General features: G+C 61.4%; 15 protein-coding genes. 8 read left to right on the top strand and 7 right to left on the bottom strand.

The window, feature by feature from the left end; genetic code table 11:
* The first annotated feature begins 420 nt into the window (after positions 1-420).
* Positions 421-1,671 carry a carbohydrate porin gene (locus CFR76_RS12700; protein WP_244191931.1) on the top strand — a complete coding sequence of 417 codons (1,251 nt, stop codon included), beginning with the start codon at positions 421-423 and terminating at the stop codon, positions 1,669-1,671.
* 80 nt (positions 1,672-1,751) lie between these two features.
* Here CFR76_RS12700 and CFR76_RS12695 read toward each other — a convergent pair whose 3' ends face one another.
* Entirely contained in the window at positions 1,752-3,257 is a 1,506-nt protein-coding gene (locus CFR76_RS12695) for a carbohydrate porin (protein ID WP_408884371.1), read from the bottom strand.
* 467 nt (positions 3,258-3,724) lie between these two features.
* Here CFR76_RS12695 and CFR76_RS12690 point away from each other — a divergent pair, with 467 nt between their 5' ends.
* The 3 genes from CFR76_RS12690 (at position 3,725) to CFR76_RS12680 (ending at position 5,594) form a co-directional block, all read left to right on the top strand.
* Positions 3,725-4,201 (top strand): hypothetical protein, encoded by a 477-nt coding sequence (locus CFR76_RS12690; RefSeq protein WP_110557368.1) that lies wholly within the window; start codon positions 3,725-3,727, stop codon positions 4,199-4,201.
* Positions 4,202-4,303: 102 nt separating this feature from the next.
* Entirely contained in the window at positions 4,304-4,897 is a 594-nt protein-coding gene (locus CFR76_RS12685; protein WP_244191930.1) for a cytochrome b, read from the top strand.
* A complete protein-coding gene (locus CFR76_RS12680; protein WP_110557367.1) occupies positions 4,887-5,594 on the top strand; it encodes a VIT1/CCC1 transporter family protein in 708 nt (235 codons plus the stop codon). The genes CFR76_RS12685 and CFR76_RS12680 overlap by 11 nt, the downstream gene beginning before the upstream one ends.
* A gap of 247 nt (positions 5,595-5,841) precedes the next feature.
* Here the strand turns inward: CFR76_RS12680 and CFR76_RS12675 are convergent, their stop codons facing one another.
* Positions 5,842-6,528 (bottom strand): response regulator transcription factor, encoded by a 687-nt coding sequence (locus CFR76_RS12675; RefSeq protein WP_110557366.1) that lies wholly within the window; start codon positions 6,526-6,528, stop codon positions 5,842-5,844.
* Between the two features lie 309 nt (positions 6,529-6,837).
* Between CFR76_RS12675 and CFR76_RS18475 the strand changes: the two genes are divergently transcribed.
* Together CFR76_RS18475 and CFR76_RS18470 are read left to right on the top strand one after the other, a co-directional pair.
* Positions 6,838-7,518 carry a hypothetical protein gene (locus tag CFR76_RS18475; RefSeq protein WP_244191929.1) on the top strand — a complete coding sequence of 227 codons (681 nt, stop codon included), beginning with the start codon at positions 6,838-6,840 and terminating at the stop codon, positions 7,516-7,518.
* Positions 7,425-8,288 (top strand): sensor histidine kinase, encoded by an 864-nt coding sequence (locus CFR76_RS18470; protein WP_244191928.1) that lies wholly within the window; start codon positions 7,425-7,427, stop codon positions 8,286-8,288. Before CFR76_RS18475 ends, CFR76_RS18470 begins: the two co-directional genes overlap by 94 nt.
* 218 nt (positions 8,289-8,506) lie before the next feature.
* Here CFR76_RS18470 and CFR76_RS12660 read toward each other — a convergent pair whose 3' ends face one another.
* The 3 genes from CFR76_RS12660 to CFR76_RS12650 form a co-directional block, all read right to left on the bottom strand.
* Entirely contained in the window at positions 8,507-9,052 is a 546-nt protein-coding gene (locus CFR76_RS12660) for a hypothetical protein (RefSeq protein WP_110557365.1), read from the bottom strand.
* Positions 9,053-9,403: 351 nt separating this feature from the next.
* Complete coding sequence (locus CFR76_RS12655) at positions 9,404-10,288, bottom strand: iron-containing redox enzyme family protein (RefSeq protein ID WP_110557364.1); 885 nt, start codon at positions 10,286-10,288, stop codon at positions 9,404-9,406.
* A gap of 19 nt (positions 10,289-10,307) precedes the next feature.
* Complete coding sequence (locus CFR76_RS12650) at positions 10,308-11,216, bottom strand: methyltransferase (protein WP_110557363.1); 909 nt, start codon at positions 11,214-11,216, stop codon at positions 10,308-10,310.
* 40 nt (positions 11,217-11,256) lie between these two features.
* Between CFR76_RS12650 and CFR76_RS12645 the strand changes: the two genes are divergently transcribed.
* On the top strand, positions 11,257-12,342 hold the full coding sequence (locus CFR76_RS12645; protein ID WP_110557362.1) for an ATP-grasp domain-containing protein: 1,086 nt from the start codon (positions 11,257-11,259) through the stop codon (positions 12,340-12,342).
* A gap of 244 nt (positions 12,343-12,586) precedes the next feature.
* On the opposite strand, the gene CFR76_RS12640 is transcribed toward CFR76_RS12645, so the two are convergent.
* Positions 12,587-13,396 (bottom strand): ABC transporter permease, encoded by an 810-nt coding sequence (locus CFR76_RS12640; RefSeq protein ID WP_110557361.1) that lies wholly within the window; start codon positions 13,394-13,396, stop codon positions 12,587-12,589.
* Positions 13,393-14,022 (bottom strand): ABC transporter ATP-binding protein, encoded by a 630-nt coding sequence (locus CFR76_RS12635; RefSeq protein WP_110557360.1) that lies wholly within the window; start codon positions 14,020-14,022, stop codon positions 13,393-13,395. Before CFR76_RS12635 ends, CFR76_RS12640 begins: the two co-directional genes overlap by 4 nt.
* A 285-nt stretch (positions 14,023-14,307) precedes the next feature.
* Between CFR76_RS12635 and CFR76_RS12625 the strand changes: the two genes are divergently transcribed.
* Entirely contained in the window at positions 14,308-15,771 is a 1,464-nt protein-coding gene (locus CFR76_RS12625; protein ID WP_110557359.1) for a multicopper oxidase domain-containing protein, read from the top strand.
* The last annotated feature ends 21 nt before the right edge of the window (positions 15,772-15,792 follow it).

Raw genomic sequence — 15,792 nt, 5'->3', positions numbered from 1 at the left:
GCCCGTTTTCACGCCAGGTCATCGCCGAGATCGACCGCGAGATCGCGGATGTGGACCACGGCCGCTGGCACGCCCCGCCCGTCATGCGGCCCGTCGAGGCAGAGCTTGAACCTGCGTGACCCGCGTTAAGAACGGATTAAGGAGTGTACGCCATGTACAGTAAGAACTCTGGCATGTATTCCGTATTAAGGCGTATTTTGTACATATTTCGGCATAATGAAGCCATTCCTCTTATTAAAATATATTTTGAATTAATGAAAAGAATAATTCAATAAATAGTTTATTTTAAATTTTTCTGCATGACGCTATATCAAGAACATGAGATGCTTCCGTGATAACAATCATCGTCATGCATGGCTGATTATCATTATTTTTCCGGCGGCATTCTCTACTGCATATGCCCAGCCTGTTCCTGTCAGCGTGCTGAGCGCGGGCGTTACACCGCAGCAGAATATTCCCGACCATATTGACCCGCGCACCCGCCTGTCCGGCAACTGGGGCGGGATACGGGACTGGCTGCTGGCACAGGGTATTGATATCCGTATATCGGATACCAATGAATTCTGGTCCAACCCGGTGGGGGGCGCGCAGGCGTCCAGCAACTACATTGGGTCCACGGCAGTTGAAATGGTGACGGATCTGCATACCCTGACGGGCCTGCCGCTGGGTACATTCGACATCAGCGCCATGGAAATCCGTGGGCGACCATTCAGTAATACGCCCCTGTATGTTTTCAACCAGACATCAAATATCGAAGCGGATGATAACGGGCGACTGTATGAACTGTGGTACAGCCAGAAATTCATGGGGGAGCGGCTGGCCTTCCGGATCGGCAAGCTGGATCTCGGGCATGATTTCATGATCAGCGGCGTCGGGCTGAACTTCCTGAACGCATCCTTTTCCTGGCCTATCATGCCCGATAATGACCTGTATGATCAGGGGCCAGTCTCACCCGTGGCCACGCCTGCGATACGGTTACGCTATACCTTGTCCCCACAATGGAATTTCCTGTTCGCGGCGGCCGATGACAATCCTGTCGGCGGCCCTTTCATCAACGCCAGGGACCCGTGGAACCAGAACCGCGACCCGGGTGGCACACGGTTCAATTTCAACACGGGCGCCCTTTTCTTCGGGGAGGTCCAGTACCGCAGGGACATATCCGGCAGGCAGGGCACATACAAATTCGGCGGCTACTTTGATACCGGGCGCTTCCCCGACCAGTCTGATCTTGCGAAAAGCCATAAAACCAACTGGGCGATCTATGGCATCGCGGACCAGACGCTCCAGCATTTCGGGCGGATTACGGAACTGGATGCCTTTGTCAGGGGAAACTGGACAGCGGACACCGACCGCAACCAGATCGTCTACGCCGTGGATGGCGGGTTCGCCCTGAAGGGACCGTTCGGGCGTGCGGGCGACGTGCTGGGACTTGGGGCGGGGCTGGGGGCCGCCAGTCCCTGCCTTGCCCGGGCGGACAGGCGCGCCGGCCTGCCCATGCAGGGCACCGAATATCATCTGGAACTGACCTATCAGGTCCAGATCACGCCATGGTTCATGCTTCAGCCCGATATCCAGGGTATCGTGTCGCCCAGTGGCGGCATCCTTGACAGTAAAGGGGAGCGTGTACGTGATGAGGCGACTTTCGGCCTGCATAGCAACGTAACATTCTGAACGACCGCCATGCGCCTGCCCCCCTATTTCATGGGGAATGGGACTTGTCCGGATCGTCCCCGCTCCTGTCCCGATCCGCGCTAGAAATTCACATTCGTATGCAGCCCGAATACGGCTTCATTACCGATACGGCGCGTTGGACAGGACGGGTCGCCCATGCCGCCCGATGGGTCAAGGACATACTGGAAATCGGGCTGCACGACCAACCATGGCAATATCTGGGCCTGATAGGTCAGTTCGAAATGGTTTTCGTTTCCCTGCACCAGCGCCCCGCGCGCGCGGTCATACGCGCGCACGCCCGATGTCACACGACCGATGCCCCAGCCGATGCCCAGCGTATCATTCGTCCGGCCCCGGAATGGGGCCTTCAGGTTCAGGCCCGCGTCAATGGCAAAACTTATGATGTTGCGGTCACCACTGTTTCCCGTCGCCCGGACGAACACCCCCAGCGCGCGTGGCGAAGCGGGCGAAGGTCTCCAGATCAGTTGGTCCATTATCCCGTAAACCAGCCAGTTCCCGCGATCCCAGCGCGGCGTGCCCCCCTGTGCCCCAAGGGACTGTCCCAGCGTGTTGTACCGATAATCCGGAAATCGTGCCGTATCATAATAACCACCGAGTTTATAAACGCCTGACAGGCCCGGGTGATGAACGCCATCCTGGGGATTGAGGGCATACTGGACTTCAGTAATCAGCAGGGCGCCGGTTCCCATATTGAAGAGCGTGCCGCTGCCATCGTTTGTTGTCTGGCTGGTTGGGTCAGACGGGTTCCCGGTCACGCCAAAGACATTACTGTCCCGATTGCCTGTTGGATTGTCGTCAGAGGCCGCGAACATGAACGTATATTTTCCGCTGGGCCGGTAGCGGAACCGGATCGCGGGCGCGGCAAGAGGCCATGAGGGGCCGCCGGCATACAGATTGACCGAAGGCCCCATTGGCCACCCGAAATTGGCGTTGAGATACTGGGAAGCGTAATCACTGATCAGGAATTCCGTATCAAGATCCTGCTGGCCTACCTTGATGTCCAGCGCGCCTTTCAGGAAAGATTGCTGGTACCACAATTCGAACAGGCGGGTGGAACGGTCCGCCTCAAATCCGCTGATGGGGTTGAAATCGCCCAGGTGGTCCTGGGTAATGGCGCGTCCGCGGATCTGCAGGGCGCTGACATTGAACGTCCCCCCCCTAAGCCCGATGAGTTTTTCCAGATCCGCTGTCAGGCTTGGCATGGTGATGCCAATATATGATGCGCCCGTGCCAGCCCCCCTGCCATCGCCATTGGTACTGGCGATCCCGCCCGTGGCGTTGCCCCATAACTCGTTGACATCCTGGATGCTCAGCGTCATGCCGTACCGGGCCAGCCATGGACGCAGTCCCCCCATATCCCCCAGCAGGCTTCCGCCTGCGGCGGACGGTGTATCCTGGCTCCGGCTGGCATCAATTTCGTCAGCCTGCCACGAATCACGGATGGCTGCGGGGTCAATCTGGGCAAGAAAAGGCGCGGAAGACCCCAGGCGGGAATGTCCGTCAGCGATGGCAGTCTGGGCATGGCCCGGGACGGAGATGAAACCGCCAATGCCCCAGACAAGAATTCCCCCACAGACATGCCGGAAGAATGCGGGCCTGGAAACGGCCGGAATCCCGCATGGTGTCAGTCTGCACGGTCGCAAATGATTCTCATATTATCGCAAGGAACCCTTCATAGCCTGGCCAGATATTATATGCGCGCCTGTCTTTTCACAACATGATGTTTTTGTTAAACATAAAATATAAATAAAACAGAGAAAAATATTGCTTTTCCCTTTTGTATTTATTTTTTATTCAGGAAATATCAGCCTGAATTCCCGTACCGTGCCATTCCATTCGTGGTCATGACGGATGAATAGGAGATACTGCCTGTAAAACATCCATCATCCCGGCCATGCGCCTCCCTGCCACAGGCAGACCTGCCGCAATCCTTTCCTGTTCAGGTTCACGTCATCTTGGCCTGTTACAAGAACAGAACGCATCAACACGATGCCAAGGACAGGGTCATGCGACAGGAGGCCGGGCACACACCATGAAATGGACCTTGCGTTACGGGTTGGCCATCCTGATGACGTTCGGCGTCGCTGGCTGCTCGGCTCATGCCGAAACCGGAACGGATGAAATCTGCAAGACGGTGGAACACGGCGTCCGCCTGCATGTTGACGGCGTATATGGCGGATATCCGCATTCGGTCCTGCGTGACGTGGTACTGGAAAGCGTGTCCTGCCCATCGGGCCAGGCCGAGATGCGCGCTTTCGACGCCATTGCCGTGCCGCCCCCGCACATGCGTATAGCGGTCATGCGCCCGACAGGACAGGGGCAGCAGGGATCGGTGTCCGTCATGCTGTTCTCCCAGGGACATTTCGTCATCGGCGAACGCATGGCGCTGTCTCCTTTCTCACGCAGCCAGTCCCCGTTTTCGGTAAAGGCCGATATCAATCTTGCGACCGCACGCCTGTGGGATGACCTGGCAGCCCGGGTCGCGCAGGGGAAACCGGCCATTCCATGATGGACAGGCATGCCCGGGGCGGCACGTCCACCCCAGTTCGCGCCACGCAACCGGCCACGCACCTTCAGGCCGGGTTGATGGCCGGTCGTTCAGGTTCGCGTCATGTCCGTCATGTATATTGACCGCATGGAACAGAAACCCAGCCCTTCGCCAGCACGCTATGACCTGCCAACGATTGTTTTCCACTGGAGTTGTGCCGCCATTATCGTGCTGCAGTTCGCAACCGCGAATATATGGGGCCTGTTCCGCAATCCACTGCATCACCAGCTGGTGGTCACGCACCTGACGCTTGGCATCATCCTGAGCATGCTCATGCCAGCGCGCCTTTTGTGGCGGATGAGCCGGGGGCGGCATATCCGCGCCGCGGATCGCTGGCTTGACGCCGTCCTGGCCCGCAGTGTGGAATATGGCCTTTATGGCCTGGTCTTGCTGGAAATCATCCTTGGATATCTGTGGCGATGGGGCAACGGGCAGCCCATGAGCTTCCTGGCCATCCAGATCCCGCCCCCTTTCGGCAGGTTTTCAGCATCGACGGTCGACCTCCTGCACTGGCTGCACCAGTGGAATGGCTGGCTGATCATCATACTGGCCACGGGTCATGGGCTGGCCGCATGTTTTCATTATTTCATTCTCAGGGACGATGTTTTTCAGAGAATGCTGGTAAAAGGTACTGTATCTGATGAATATGGAAAATAGAACGGCGCCACGCCCCAAGGAAGTCCACGCGACATCGCGGCTGGGGTGGCTGCGGGCGGCTGTTCTGGGGGCGAATGACGGTATCCTGTCAACATCCAGCCTGATCATTGGTGTCGCCAGCGCCCATGCGACACAGGGCAGCATCCTGCTGGCCGGGATTTCCAGCCTGGTTGCCGGGGCCATGTCCATGGCCGCGGGGGAATACGTATCCGTCAGTTCGCAGGCGGATTCAGAGAAGGCCGACCTTGCCCGCGAAAAAAAGGAACTGGGCAGCAGTTGGGATGCGGAAGTCAGTGAACTGGCCGGCATATACCGTCAGCGCGGCCTGGATGACATTCTGGCCCGCAAGGTCGCCCTCCAGCTTATGAAGCATGATGCACTGGGCGCCCATGCCCGCGATGAACTCGGCATTTCCGAAGCCACCGCGGCACGTCCGGTACAGGCCGCCCTTGCATCAGCGTGCGCATTCTCGTCCGGCGCCATATTGCCAGTGCTGGCTGCCCTGCTGTCACCCGCCGGGGTTGTGTCATGGATTGTATCCACCGTATCGCTGGTCGGGCTGGCGGTACTGGGGGTCGTGGGCGCACGGGCCGGGGGGGCGGAACCATGGCGCCCGGCGCTACGGGTCATATTCTGGGGCGTCATGGCGATGGCCGTGACGGCTGCCATCGGCCGGATATTCGGGGTGCAGGCATGACGCACTGAATATTTCATATAGTACATGAACGGAAACACATCATGAGTGTAATTCCTGTAATCGCCCTATCGAAGCTGGTCGTTTCCTTTCTATGTATACGGAGCATTCTTTATTTACGTCGCAACCAAAACAATATGAAGTTCCATAGAACCAAATCCGGGGGCAGGGCCAGCAGCCATGCCCCCATTGATGACCGGGAAACGGGATCGTGGAGCAGGCTGCCTATGGTATTGCCCGACCGCCGGGGTCACGCACCCATGACATAACCGCTGCCCCGGACGGTACGGATCAGGGACTGTCCATCCTGCCCCAGCTTTTCCCTCAGGCGGCAGACATGCGTTTCAACAAGGTTTGTACGAACCGGGAAATCCATATGCCAGACATCCTTCAGCAACATTTTCCGGGAAAGCACCGTGCCAGCATTCCTCATGAAATATTCCAGAAGTTTCAATTCCTGCGGCTGTAAAAGAATCTTTTCCCCATTCCGTGTCACCGCCAGCGTCAGCAGGTTGAGTTCGACATCAGCCACATTCATGACAGTCGCATGCTGAAAAGAGGATGATCGGCGCAGCAGCACCTGCACGCGCGCCACGAGTTCACGCAATGCAAATGGCTTGATCATGTAATCATCCGCACCATGCCGCAGACCGGCGACACGGCTCGGCACGCCATCCATCGTCGTCAGGAACAGTACCGGGGTCGTGATGGCATGGGCGCGCAGGCGCATGAGAACTGTCAGCCCGTCCAGACCCGGCAGCATCCGGTCCAGAATGATGACATCCCATGGCTGCGACAGGGCATACTGTGACCCATCATTGCCATTTGCGACGGAAACCACATCAATTCCGCTTTCTTCCAGCCCCTGCCTTAAATATTCCGTGGTTGCACGGTCATCTTCGACCAAAAGCAGGCGGGGGCGGGCTACCAGCGTCATACATGCAGGCCAATCAGGAGGTTCAGCATCCCGGCCAGCCGGGCCGACCATTCCGGCAGTCTACCAGCTTCATCGTGGCATGACACCATTCATGGTGGCGGCGCGGCGATGATTGGCATTTTTTAATCTGCGCATCCCTTCACATGGAATCAGCGCCACAGCATTCATGGCAGGGTTAATGCCCACAGGGCGCGCAAGGAACATGATCGGTATGCTGGCCAGCCATCCACGTCCAGAACGGATGTCGCTCCATGATGGATATGTTCAATGAGGTTCTGGAACACGATGGCGAAACGCCGGAACATGGCGATGCGACGCATTATTGCCAGCACGTCATTTCGCATCGTCACGCTGTTCGCCAGTCTTTTCATATTGGGTGGCATGGTCATGACCGTGATGTCTGGCCTGTACAGCCAGTCGGCCATGCGCCAGCAGCTTCACCGGGAAGTAGAGAACGAAGCCCATGAGACATTTGCGGATGCCGGGGCCGCGGATGTCCATCACCTGCTGCCGGTCGTACAGGGACTGATCGAACATGAGCCGGGTTTCCATTACCTGCTTCAGGACCCGGGGCAGGCCATTGTCGCGGGCAACATGCTGCATCTACGGCCGGTGCCCGGCGAACGCTGGCTGGCATGGTCCCACCGCCTGCCAAGGGAAACAAACCGGAATATCGTTTATGGAACCGGCTATATACTGGATGATGGCGGCTATTACTTTGTCGGCATGGATGCCTCCCCCCTGACGCATCTGCAACATGCGTTATGGGCAACGATCTTCTGGGAAATCGCGGGGTTTGGCCTGACCGGAATGGCGGGCGGCCTTTTCCTGAGCAGCCTGATCCTGAAATGGATCGAGACCATAAGCAGGACGGCACGCAGCATCATGCAGGGGACATGTCGCGTCGCATCCCCCTGCGTGGCACGGATGACGAGCTTGATCATCTCTCGGAAAGCCTCAATGCGATGCTCGACCAGAATGAATTCCTGATCGCAAGCCTGAAACAGGTCTCCAATGACATCGCGCATGACATGCGCCGTCCGCTCGCGCGGATGCGCCAGAACCTTGAACGGGCCATCCTGACGCATGCCCCCTCCGATCCCATGTATGAACAGGTCGAGTGCGCAATCGGGGAACTGGACGCCGCGCTGGAAATATTTTCCTCCCTGCTCAAGCTGGCGCAGCTTGAATCGGGGGCCTGGAAGGATGAGATGGAATCCCTTGATCCTGCCCGGCTGCTGGGATCGGTCCTCGAACCGTACCGATCCGTCATGGAGGACCACGGGCAGCACCTGCTGGGCGAAATCATGCCCACATGCCCCGCCGTCATCGGGCACCCTGTCCTGCTGCGGCAGGCCTTTTCCAACCTGATCGAGAACGCCATACGCCACACGCCGGGCCAGACCACCATCACTGCCAGCATAAAGTCATCAGGCAACAGTATTCACATAGAGATTGCCGATAACGGTCCCGGCATCCCCGCCGAGGCCATGCAGCGGGTGTTCGACCGCTTTGTCCGTCTTGACACAAGCCGCACGCATGAGGGTAACGGGCTTGGGCTGAGCATGGTGAAGGCCATCGTACGGCTTCACGCCGGCACCATTGCTTTATACGATAACAGCCCTGGCTTAAGATGTGTGATCCAACTGCCGCAGGAACTTCACCCGACCGCCACGATCTGGCCCGGAGCAGACTTCCCGCGCAGGCCGGATCGGCCTGGCGCGCAGTCCGCCGGGAACGTGGACGCTGCAAACTTCTGACCGCCGTATCCCGCGCGGGCCTTCTGGAAAAGGGATGTGAGCCTGAAGAAACCAGCCTGTTGCATGCGGCGCGCCCTCGATATGGCCCTGTCCGGCCGGGCTGTAACACCAGCCCCGCATGTGCGCATTGCTCCGGCCATGGGCATGGCCCGGAAGTACCACTGGACGGACCTTACGCCACCAGACGGTGTCTCGGGGACCGGATATGTACCGTACCCTTACGACGGTTTGCTTGGGGGGCTATTCTGCTGGCCCAGGTTCTTGCGCGCCTGTTCCCTGATATCATTGCATTTCTTTGTAAAGACACTTGATTGGGAGGCCGTCATGAAATTGATGATGAACGCCACCACCAGCGAACAGAACGACAGTGCGATCATCGCCTGTCCCAGCCCACCAATAACAACGTCGTAACATTCCGCCGAATACCACAACAGCACCAGGCTGAGCACGGCGCCCAGAAAGCCAAGCACCCCGGTATAATAGACCAGCGTGTCTTCCTCCTTGCTGTAGTCGGCACTTTCCTGCCACAGCAGATAGAGCTTCTGGTTCACTTCCTCAATTTGACAGTCGCGTTCCAGTTGCTGCGCACTGACCAGCTTCGTCGGCGCGGTGCGGTACATGCTCAGTTCCTGCTGGGCCTTGGCAAAAACCCGCCGCCGTTCCTTGATGGCGGGCAGGCTGATATCGACAAAACTGAGAATTGCCACATTCAGGGCCGCTGACAACTGCACGACCGCCTGAAAATCACCCCAAGTCTGGCTCACATCTGGCCTCCACTCTCAAATACCCGTGAGCATAATACACCATGTCACAATGAAGCAGCAGCGCGTAAAAAAGGCGGACTGGATTGCATCCACTCCGCCTCTGGGGCACGTACGCTCCGAAGCATCCGTTCCCCCGGCATCGGGCGCGGATGGAACGGCCACGCGGGCAACCCGGCCTGTTTCAGGCGCGCTATGGCCGGTTTCCGGTTCCCAGCCCGCGCATTCGCCATTACTGGCGCCAGGTTACGGGCATAAGGCCGACCGGGCGGGTCATGACGCGATCGCCACGGGGGCCGGCACGCGGCGCGCTACCCCGCATGGGCCATCATCCCGCCCGTATCCGGCCCGCTGTCACTTCAGGCCCAGATGGTCCCGATAACGACGAAAGCAGGCGGCGCCACACTCCAGCCGCATCAGCGCCCCTTCGGCTATGGCCGGGGCACGACGCGGATCTTCCATGATCAGCGGCACGATAACCTCCGCATTCCACGCTGCGGAATGACGCACATCCAGCACGGCATGCAGGTCGAAATAATGCCGGTCATCCGGTTGCACGCCCAGTCGTTTCAGCCCGGCCGCAACCATGGCGGCCCGGCCCGGCGCGGTCAGTTCGATCACGCCCAGCGCGCCGACCGCGTGAAACGCCAGATGCCGGTGGCACGCCAGACCGGCCATGGTGTTGGCCAGGGCCAGCGACTGCCAGACCGTATCCTCCGGCCGGGGCCGCAGCCCAAGGGCATGGACCAGATGCGCCAGCATCGGCCCGTGCATGCCGGCTTTCCGGCCATGCCCCATTTCATCCCAGTAATTACGCGCCAGTTCCAGCTTGGGTCGCGTTGGCATGCGCACCTGCACCAGCGCCGTCAGGTCCTCGAAACCCGCTTCTCCCGCCGCTTCCTGTTCCACAAACCAGCACATGGCCGCACGCGGCGCTTCATGCGCCAGCCAGGGGAACAGCCGGTCACGCTGGCCGGGGCCGGTTTGTTCCAGCCCTTCAAACCATGCAAGGAATGCCGCGGGTTCCCGGGGCGCCCGCGCGGCAAGTGGCGCAACCCGCGCACGCAGGGCGCGCAGAAAACCGGCTTCCCCCGCCAGCAGGCGGGGCAGGTCCACATCCGCCCTGCCGTCTTCCTCCGGCAGGCATGGCGTCAGGCGCAGGCGATTGAGTCCGGCCAGGGCCAGATGGAGATCCCGCTGCGTCCGTTCGATACTGTCGCCAGCCATGATATCGTTCATTGGGGCCATTCCTGTCCTGCTATCGTCGTGTCACGGTCAGGCAGATCACGGCGATCCGCTCCGCCACGGAGAGCGGGCCACCTTCCAGTTCCTCGCCAAATACATCCGGGTCGAGTTCACTGGCTTCCCACGTGAAATCCCTGCCATCCAGCAGGGCCGCCACATCGCGCAGGAAAGGATTGTCCCCATCGATGATCGCGCTCCCGGTGTACAGCAGCAATGTCCCGCCGGGCGCCAGCCGCTCCATGGCCGTCCTGACGACCGCCAGCGACAGCCCCTCCCCCAGCCTGCCGCCACCGTTGCGGTACAGCCGACAGCCGGGGTCCGGCAGGTAGGGCGGGTTGGAGATGATCAGGTCGAATTCACCCGAAAGCCCCGACAGGAGATCGCCCTGCCACGCCATGATGCCATCAACGCCCGCAATACGCGCATTGATGCGCGCCAGCCGCAGGGCCTCGGGATTGATATCGACCATCACCACCTCGGTCCCCGGACTGGCCTGCGCGACCATGATCGCACCGAGGCCCGTGCCGCAGCCAATGTCTACTGCCCGCACGGGCGGCGGGGCGGTGCGCAGATGGGCCGCCAGCACCGCCCCGAACCGGTAGCTGTCGGGGCCGAAGAACACCGCGTCCGCCGCCACGGTGGGAAAGGCGGAATGGAAGAACCCGTTGCCCCCCAGCGTCGAGAACCGGAACCGGCTGCGCCAGGCCCCGTTATCCGCAACAAGCATCCCCGCCTCCATCGCCTGCATGAAGAGGGGCGCGGGCAGCGCATCACGCCGGAAGGGCCGGCTCCAGCCAAAGATATCGACGGGGTTCGCCGCCCACCCATTGCCCGGCCGCGCATTGACACGGCGCTGGGTCTCTGGCGTGGGGCAGACGAATCTGTAGCCTGATCGCAACAGCGTGATCCCCACCTGTCGCATTGCGTGATCCCGAACTGCCGCGGGAAAGATAGGATTGTCCATGATGAAGCCCCAACGCAGCACGAATGACGCCTGTTCCCACCATGCCGGCAACGCCTACGGCTTTGGCGCGATGGAACGGCTCCCGAAGCCGGTATTGTGTATACCCCTTGTCCTGCAGTGGCTATGGCTGGGGCTGCGTTACCGCAGCCTGACGCTGCCATCGGTGGTCAACCCGGCGATCGAGACCGGTGGGCTGGCGGGCGAATCAAAAGCCGCCTGCCTGGCCCGGATCGGTCAGGCGCATGCGCCATGGGTCGCCCGCACCGTCCTCGTCTCTCCCGCCGACATCCCGGCGGCAGCCTCCATGGCGCGGACACTGGGCTACCCGCTGGTTGCCAAGCCCGATATCGGCTGGTGCGGCCATGGCGTGCGACGGATCGATACCGTAGATGGGCTGACGGCCTACATCGCGGCCTTCCCCCCCGACGCCAGCTTCCTCTTGCAGGAATTCGTGCCCGGCCCCTTTGAGGCCGGACTGTTCTACAGCCGTGGCCCGACCGAAGCCCGTGGCCGCCTTATCGGTCTCGCCATCCGGCATTCACCACAGGTCACGGGCGACGGCGTGCGTTCCATCGCGGCCCTGATGGCCGCCGACCCACGGCTGTGTTCGCGGATCGGGCATTACCGGCGCGCCCTTTCCACCAGAGGGATTGACCGTGTTCCGATGCGTGGCGAACGCGTCATCCTTGGCACGGTCGCATCCCTGCGGGTGGGCGGCCGCTATGAGGATGCCATGCGGCTCAATACCCCTGCCCTTGAAGGCCGTGTCGATGCCATAGCCCGCTCCATGAACGGTTTCCATTTCGGTCGCCTGGACGTACGTTTTGCCAGCGAGGCGGCCCTGCAACGCGGGGAGTTCCGGATTATCGAAATCAACGGCGCCGGATCCGAAGCCATCCAGTTCTGGGACCCGACGCTGCGCCTGCGGGATGCCTATCATGGCGTGTTCGCCAAGCAGGACGCCCTGTTCGCGCTGGCCGCCCGGATGCGGGCCGATGGCGCGGTCCCGATCAGCGCCATGGCGCTTGCCAGGGCATGGTGGCGGCAACTCAGGCTGATGCGGCGCTATCCTTCGTCCAATTAGTTCATATGGGTTGCCCCGGATCATGATCTGGAAACCGGCCCTGCGCCTGCATGACCCCGATCGGCGCTGTCATGCCACGACATGTGATACCGCCGCCACGAACGAAAAAATACCGCCGTCTCCGGGCGTCGGCCAACAGCCGGTCCCTGCGACGAAAACCCGGTAGGGGGCGGCAAACCGGCCGGGACTGTCAGGACCACATCGGTTTCCCCCCGATTTCCGTGCAGCCGATGCGACCACTTCCTCAGTCCTTCCGCAATCGGGAAAGCAGGCGTTCCAGCCGCAGCCTCCCCCGGCTGTCCGTCAGCCGCCAGGCGGCCAGGTAGGCCGCGACTGTCGCGCCGATCAGGTTGCCACTGACGATAAGCGACATCAGCAGGACCTGGTACCTTGAGGCATCCAGCGGATTCATGCCCGCCAGGATCTGCCCTGTCATGATGCCGGGCATGGTAATGATCCCGGCGGCCGCCATCTGGTTCAGCGTAGGCAGCAGGGCCGTCCGGATTGCCTGGCGGATCAGGCCGTTCATCGCCTGCGCGCGGGTCGCGCCGAGAATGATCCGCGCCTCGATGGCCTGGCGTTCACGCATGATGGCGGACAGGAGCGTGTTCATCGACAGGCTGGTGGCATTCATGACATTGCCCAGCAGCAGGCCCGTCAGGGGAATGGCGGTACGGGCCACGTACCACGGGTGGGGCTGGAGCGCGGTCAGCAGCCCGATCAGCACCACGATGACCGTCCCCGTCACCGTGGCGATGCCAGCAATCCCGAAATGCCACCGCAGGCCAAGGCGGACCTGCTGGCGCGACCCCGCTTCCCAGGCGGCGGCGGTGAACATGAAGGCCAGCAGCCCGATGGTCAGCCACACGGACGCATGGCCAAACACGAACAGAAGCACGCTGCCGACAAGCGCAAGCTGTACCGCCATGCGCACGGCGGAGACCAGCAGCACCCGCTGCAACCCCAGCGACAGCAGGAACGACAGCGCGCTGCCAATGGCGATCAGCGCAGCGGCCACCAGCATGTCCCCGGTCGTCAGCACGATGGGGGTCATGGCGCGATTTCTTCCATGTGGCCCCGTGCCATCCGGAACTGCGTCCCGGCCATGCGTCCCGCTTGCCCCATGTCGTGCGAGACCAGGACAATGGCCGTCCCCTGCGCCCGCACCTCCTGCAGGACGGCTTCGACCCTGTCCGTCGTGGCCGCATCCAGCGCCGAACAGGGTTCATCGAGCAGCAGGACACGGGGGCGCAGCAGCAGGGCGCGGATCAGGGACAGCCGCTGGCGTTCCCCCGTGGACAGGCGCGACAGCGGCGTGCGCAGGCAGTCTTCCCGCAGGCCAAGGCGCGCGACCAGCGCGCGCACCGCGTCCGTATCCGCCATGTGGTCCAGCACACTATCGGACCACCACGCGGGTTCCGCCGGAACATACTGCACCAGACGCCGCCACTGCGCCGCGGGCATGCCCGAGCATGCCTGTCCATCGACCCGTGCATCGCCTTCATGCGGGTCAAGATCGGCGATCATGCGCAGCAGTACCGACTTCCCGCTGCCTGATGGCCCGGTGATCGCCACGCACGCCCCCGCCGGGACAGTAAATGCAAACGGGCCACCATGGGCGCTGCGCAAGGCCAGTACCTCCAGCGCCACGGGCCTGGCCTGATCTGTCGCTACAGTCATCCATCCTCCTGAACAGCCATCCCTGCCCGTTCGCGCGAAGACATCAGCCATGTTGCGTCCAGTCCCGGGCCTTTTCCCATATCTGAATTTCTCGATATGAGGAAATATTATATCCTCGCCAGACATGGCGACCGGCACCCTGACGGTGTGCATGGCCCGGTCCATAGCCCATTTACGGACAGGTCCCGGCGACGGGACGGCCCACCCCCGCGCCGGCCCGATGGAACCGGCCAATGGCTGCGGGCGTTGGGAATCCTGCCTGCTTCCCCATGATCGGACAGTACCATGACGCTGGACCGCCGTTCCTTTCTGGCACTATCCGGGCCAACGGCGCTGGCGGCCATGATCCCGGGCCGGGTCCGTGGCGCAGGCCCCGCCATGGGTGGAAAAGCGGACCATACGCTGCGGATCGCCACGGGACAGGTCGAACCTGCCCCCGGGCGCATCATTTCAACCACGCTCTATAATGGCCAGTTTCCCGGCCCCCTGCTGCGACTTGAGGAAGGCAGGCGGAGCGTGATCGACATCTTCAATGATACCGACACGCCGGAACTGGTGCACTGGCATGGCCAGATGATCCCGAGCGCGGTGGACGGGGCGGCGGAGGAAGGCACGCCCTTCATACCACCACATGGCATGCGGCGGATCAGCTTCCTGCCACGGCCTTCGGGCTTCCGCTTCTACCACACGCATGTCATGGCCGGGGGCGATCTCAACCGTGGCACCTATACCGGGCAGGTCGGGCCGCTCTATATCGAGCCGAAGGATAATCCCGGCGCCCATGACCGCGAGGTCTTCCTTGTGCTGAAGGAATTCGCGCCATTTTTCAGCCGTGGTGGCGACATGGCGGTGGATGCGCTTGCGGGTGATCCGGTAGCCGAACTCCAGCGGATGGGAAAGGCCGCCGACGCGGCCGCCACGCAAGGGACGAAGGGATTCGAGGTCGGCTACGGGTCATTCACGATCAACGGAAAGATGCTGGGACATGGCGAACCCGTCCGGGTGAAACAGGGGGAGCATGTGCTGTTTCACATCCTGAACGCCAGCGCCGGTGAAATCCGCAGCCTGGCCCTGCCGGGCCACACCTTCCGGGTCATGGCCCTTGATGGCAACCCGGTGCCCACGCAGGCCGAGGTTCCGGTGCTGTGGCTGGGCACGGCGGAGCGTATCTCGGCCATGGTGCGGATGGATCACCCGGGCGTCTGGGTGATGGGTGACGTGGCGGATGATGACCGCCGGCGCGGGATGGGCATTGTCGTCGCGTATGCCGGACAGACGGGCAGGCCACGGTGGATCGCCCCCCGGCCCGCGCGCTGGGATTATGCGCGCTTTGGGGCGCGCTTTGGCGCTTCCCTTCCCGCCATCACACCGGATGAGACGATCGAAATGACGATCATCAAGCGCAATGCAGTCCTGAACGGCTTCAACCAGTGGACCCTCAACGGGGAAGCCTTCCCGATGGCGGCACCGTGGCCGCGCCATATCCTGCAACAGGGGCGGCGTTACCGCCTGCGGGTCCGCAACGCCAGCGACGACATCCATCCGCTGCACCTGCACCGCCACAGCTTCGAACTGATCCGGGTTGGCGGCAGGGCAACCCGGGGCGTGATCAAGGATGTCGTGATGCTGGGTGGCTTCCAGGAACTTGAATGCGATTTCGTCGCCGACAACCCGGGACCGACGCTTTTTCACTGCCACCAGCAGCTCCACATGGATTTCGGGTTCATGGCGCTTTTCGATTATGCGTGATGGCGACGGACATGACCGCCA

This window comes from Komagataeibacter swingsii, assembly GCF_003207895.1.
GTDB lineage: Bacteria > Pseudomonadota > Alphaproteobacteria > Acetobacterales > Acetobacteraceae > Komagataeibacter > Komagataeibacter swingsii.
The sequence above is the reverse complement of the archived record's forward strand: the minus strand, read 5'-3'. Positions and strand labels throughout refer to the sequence as shown.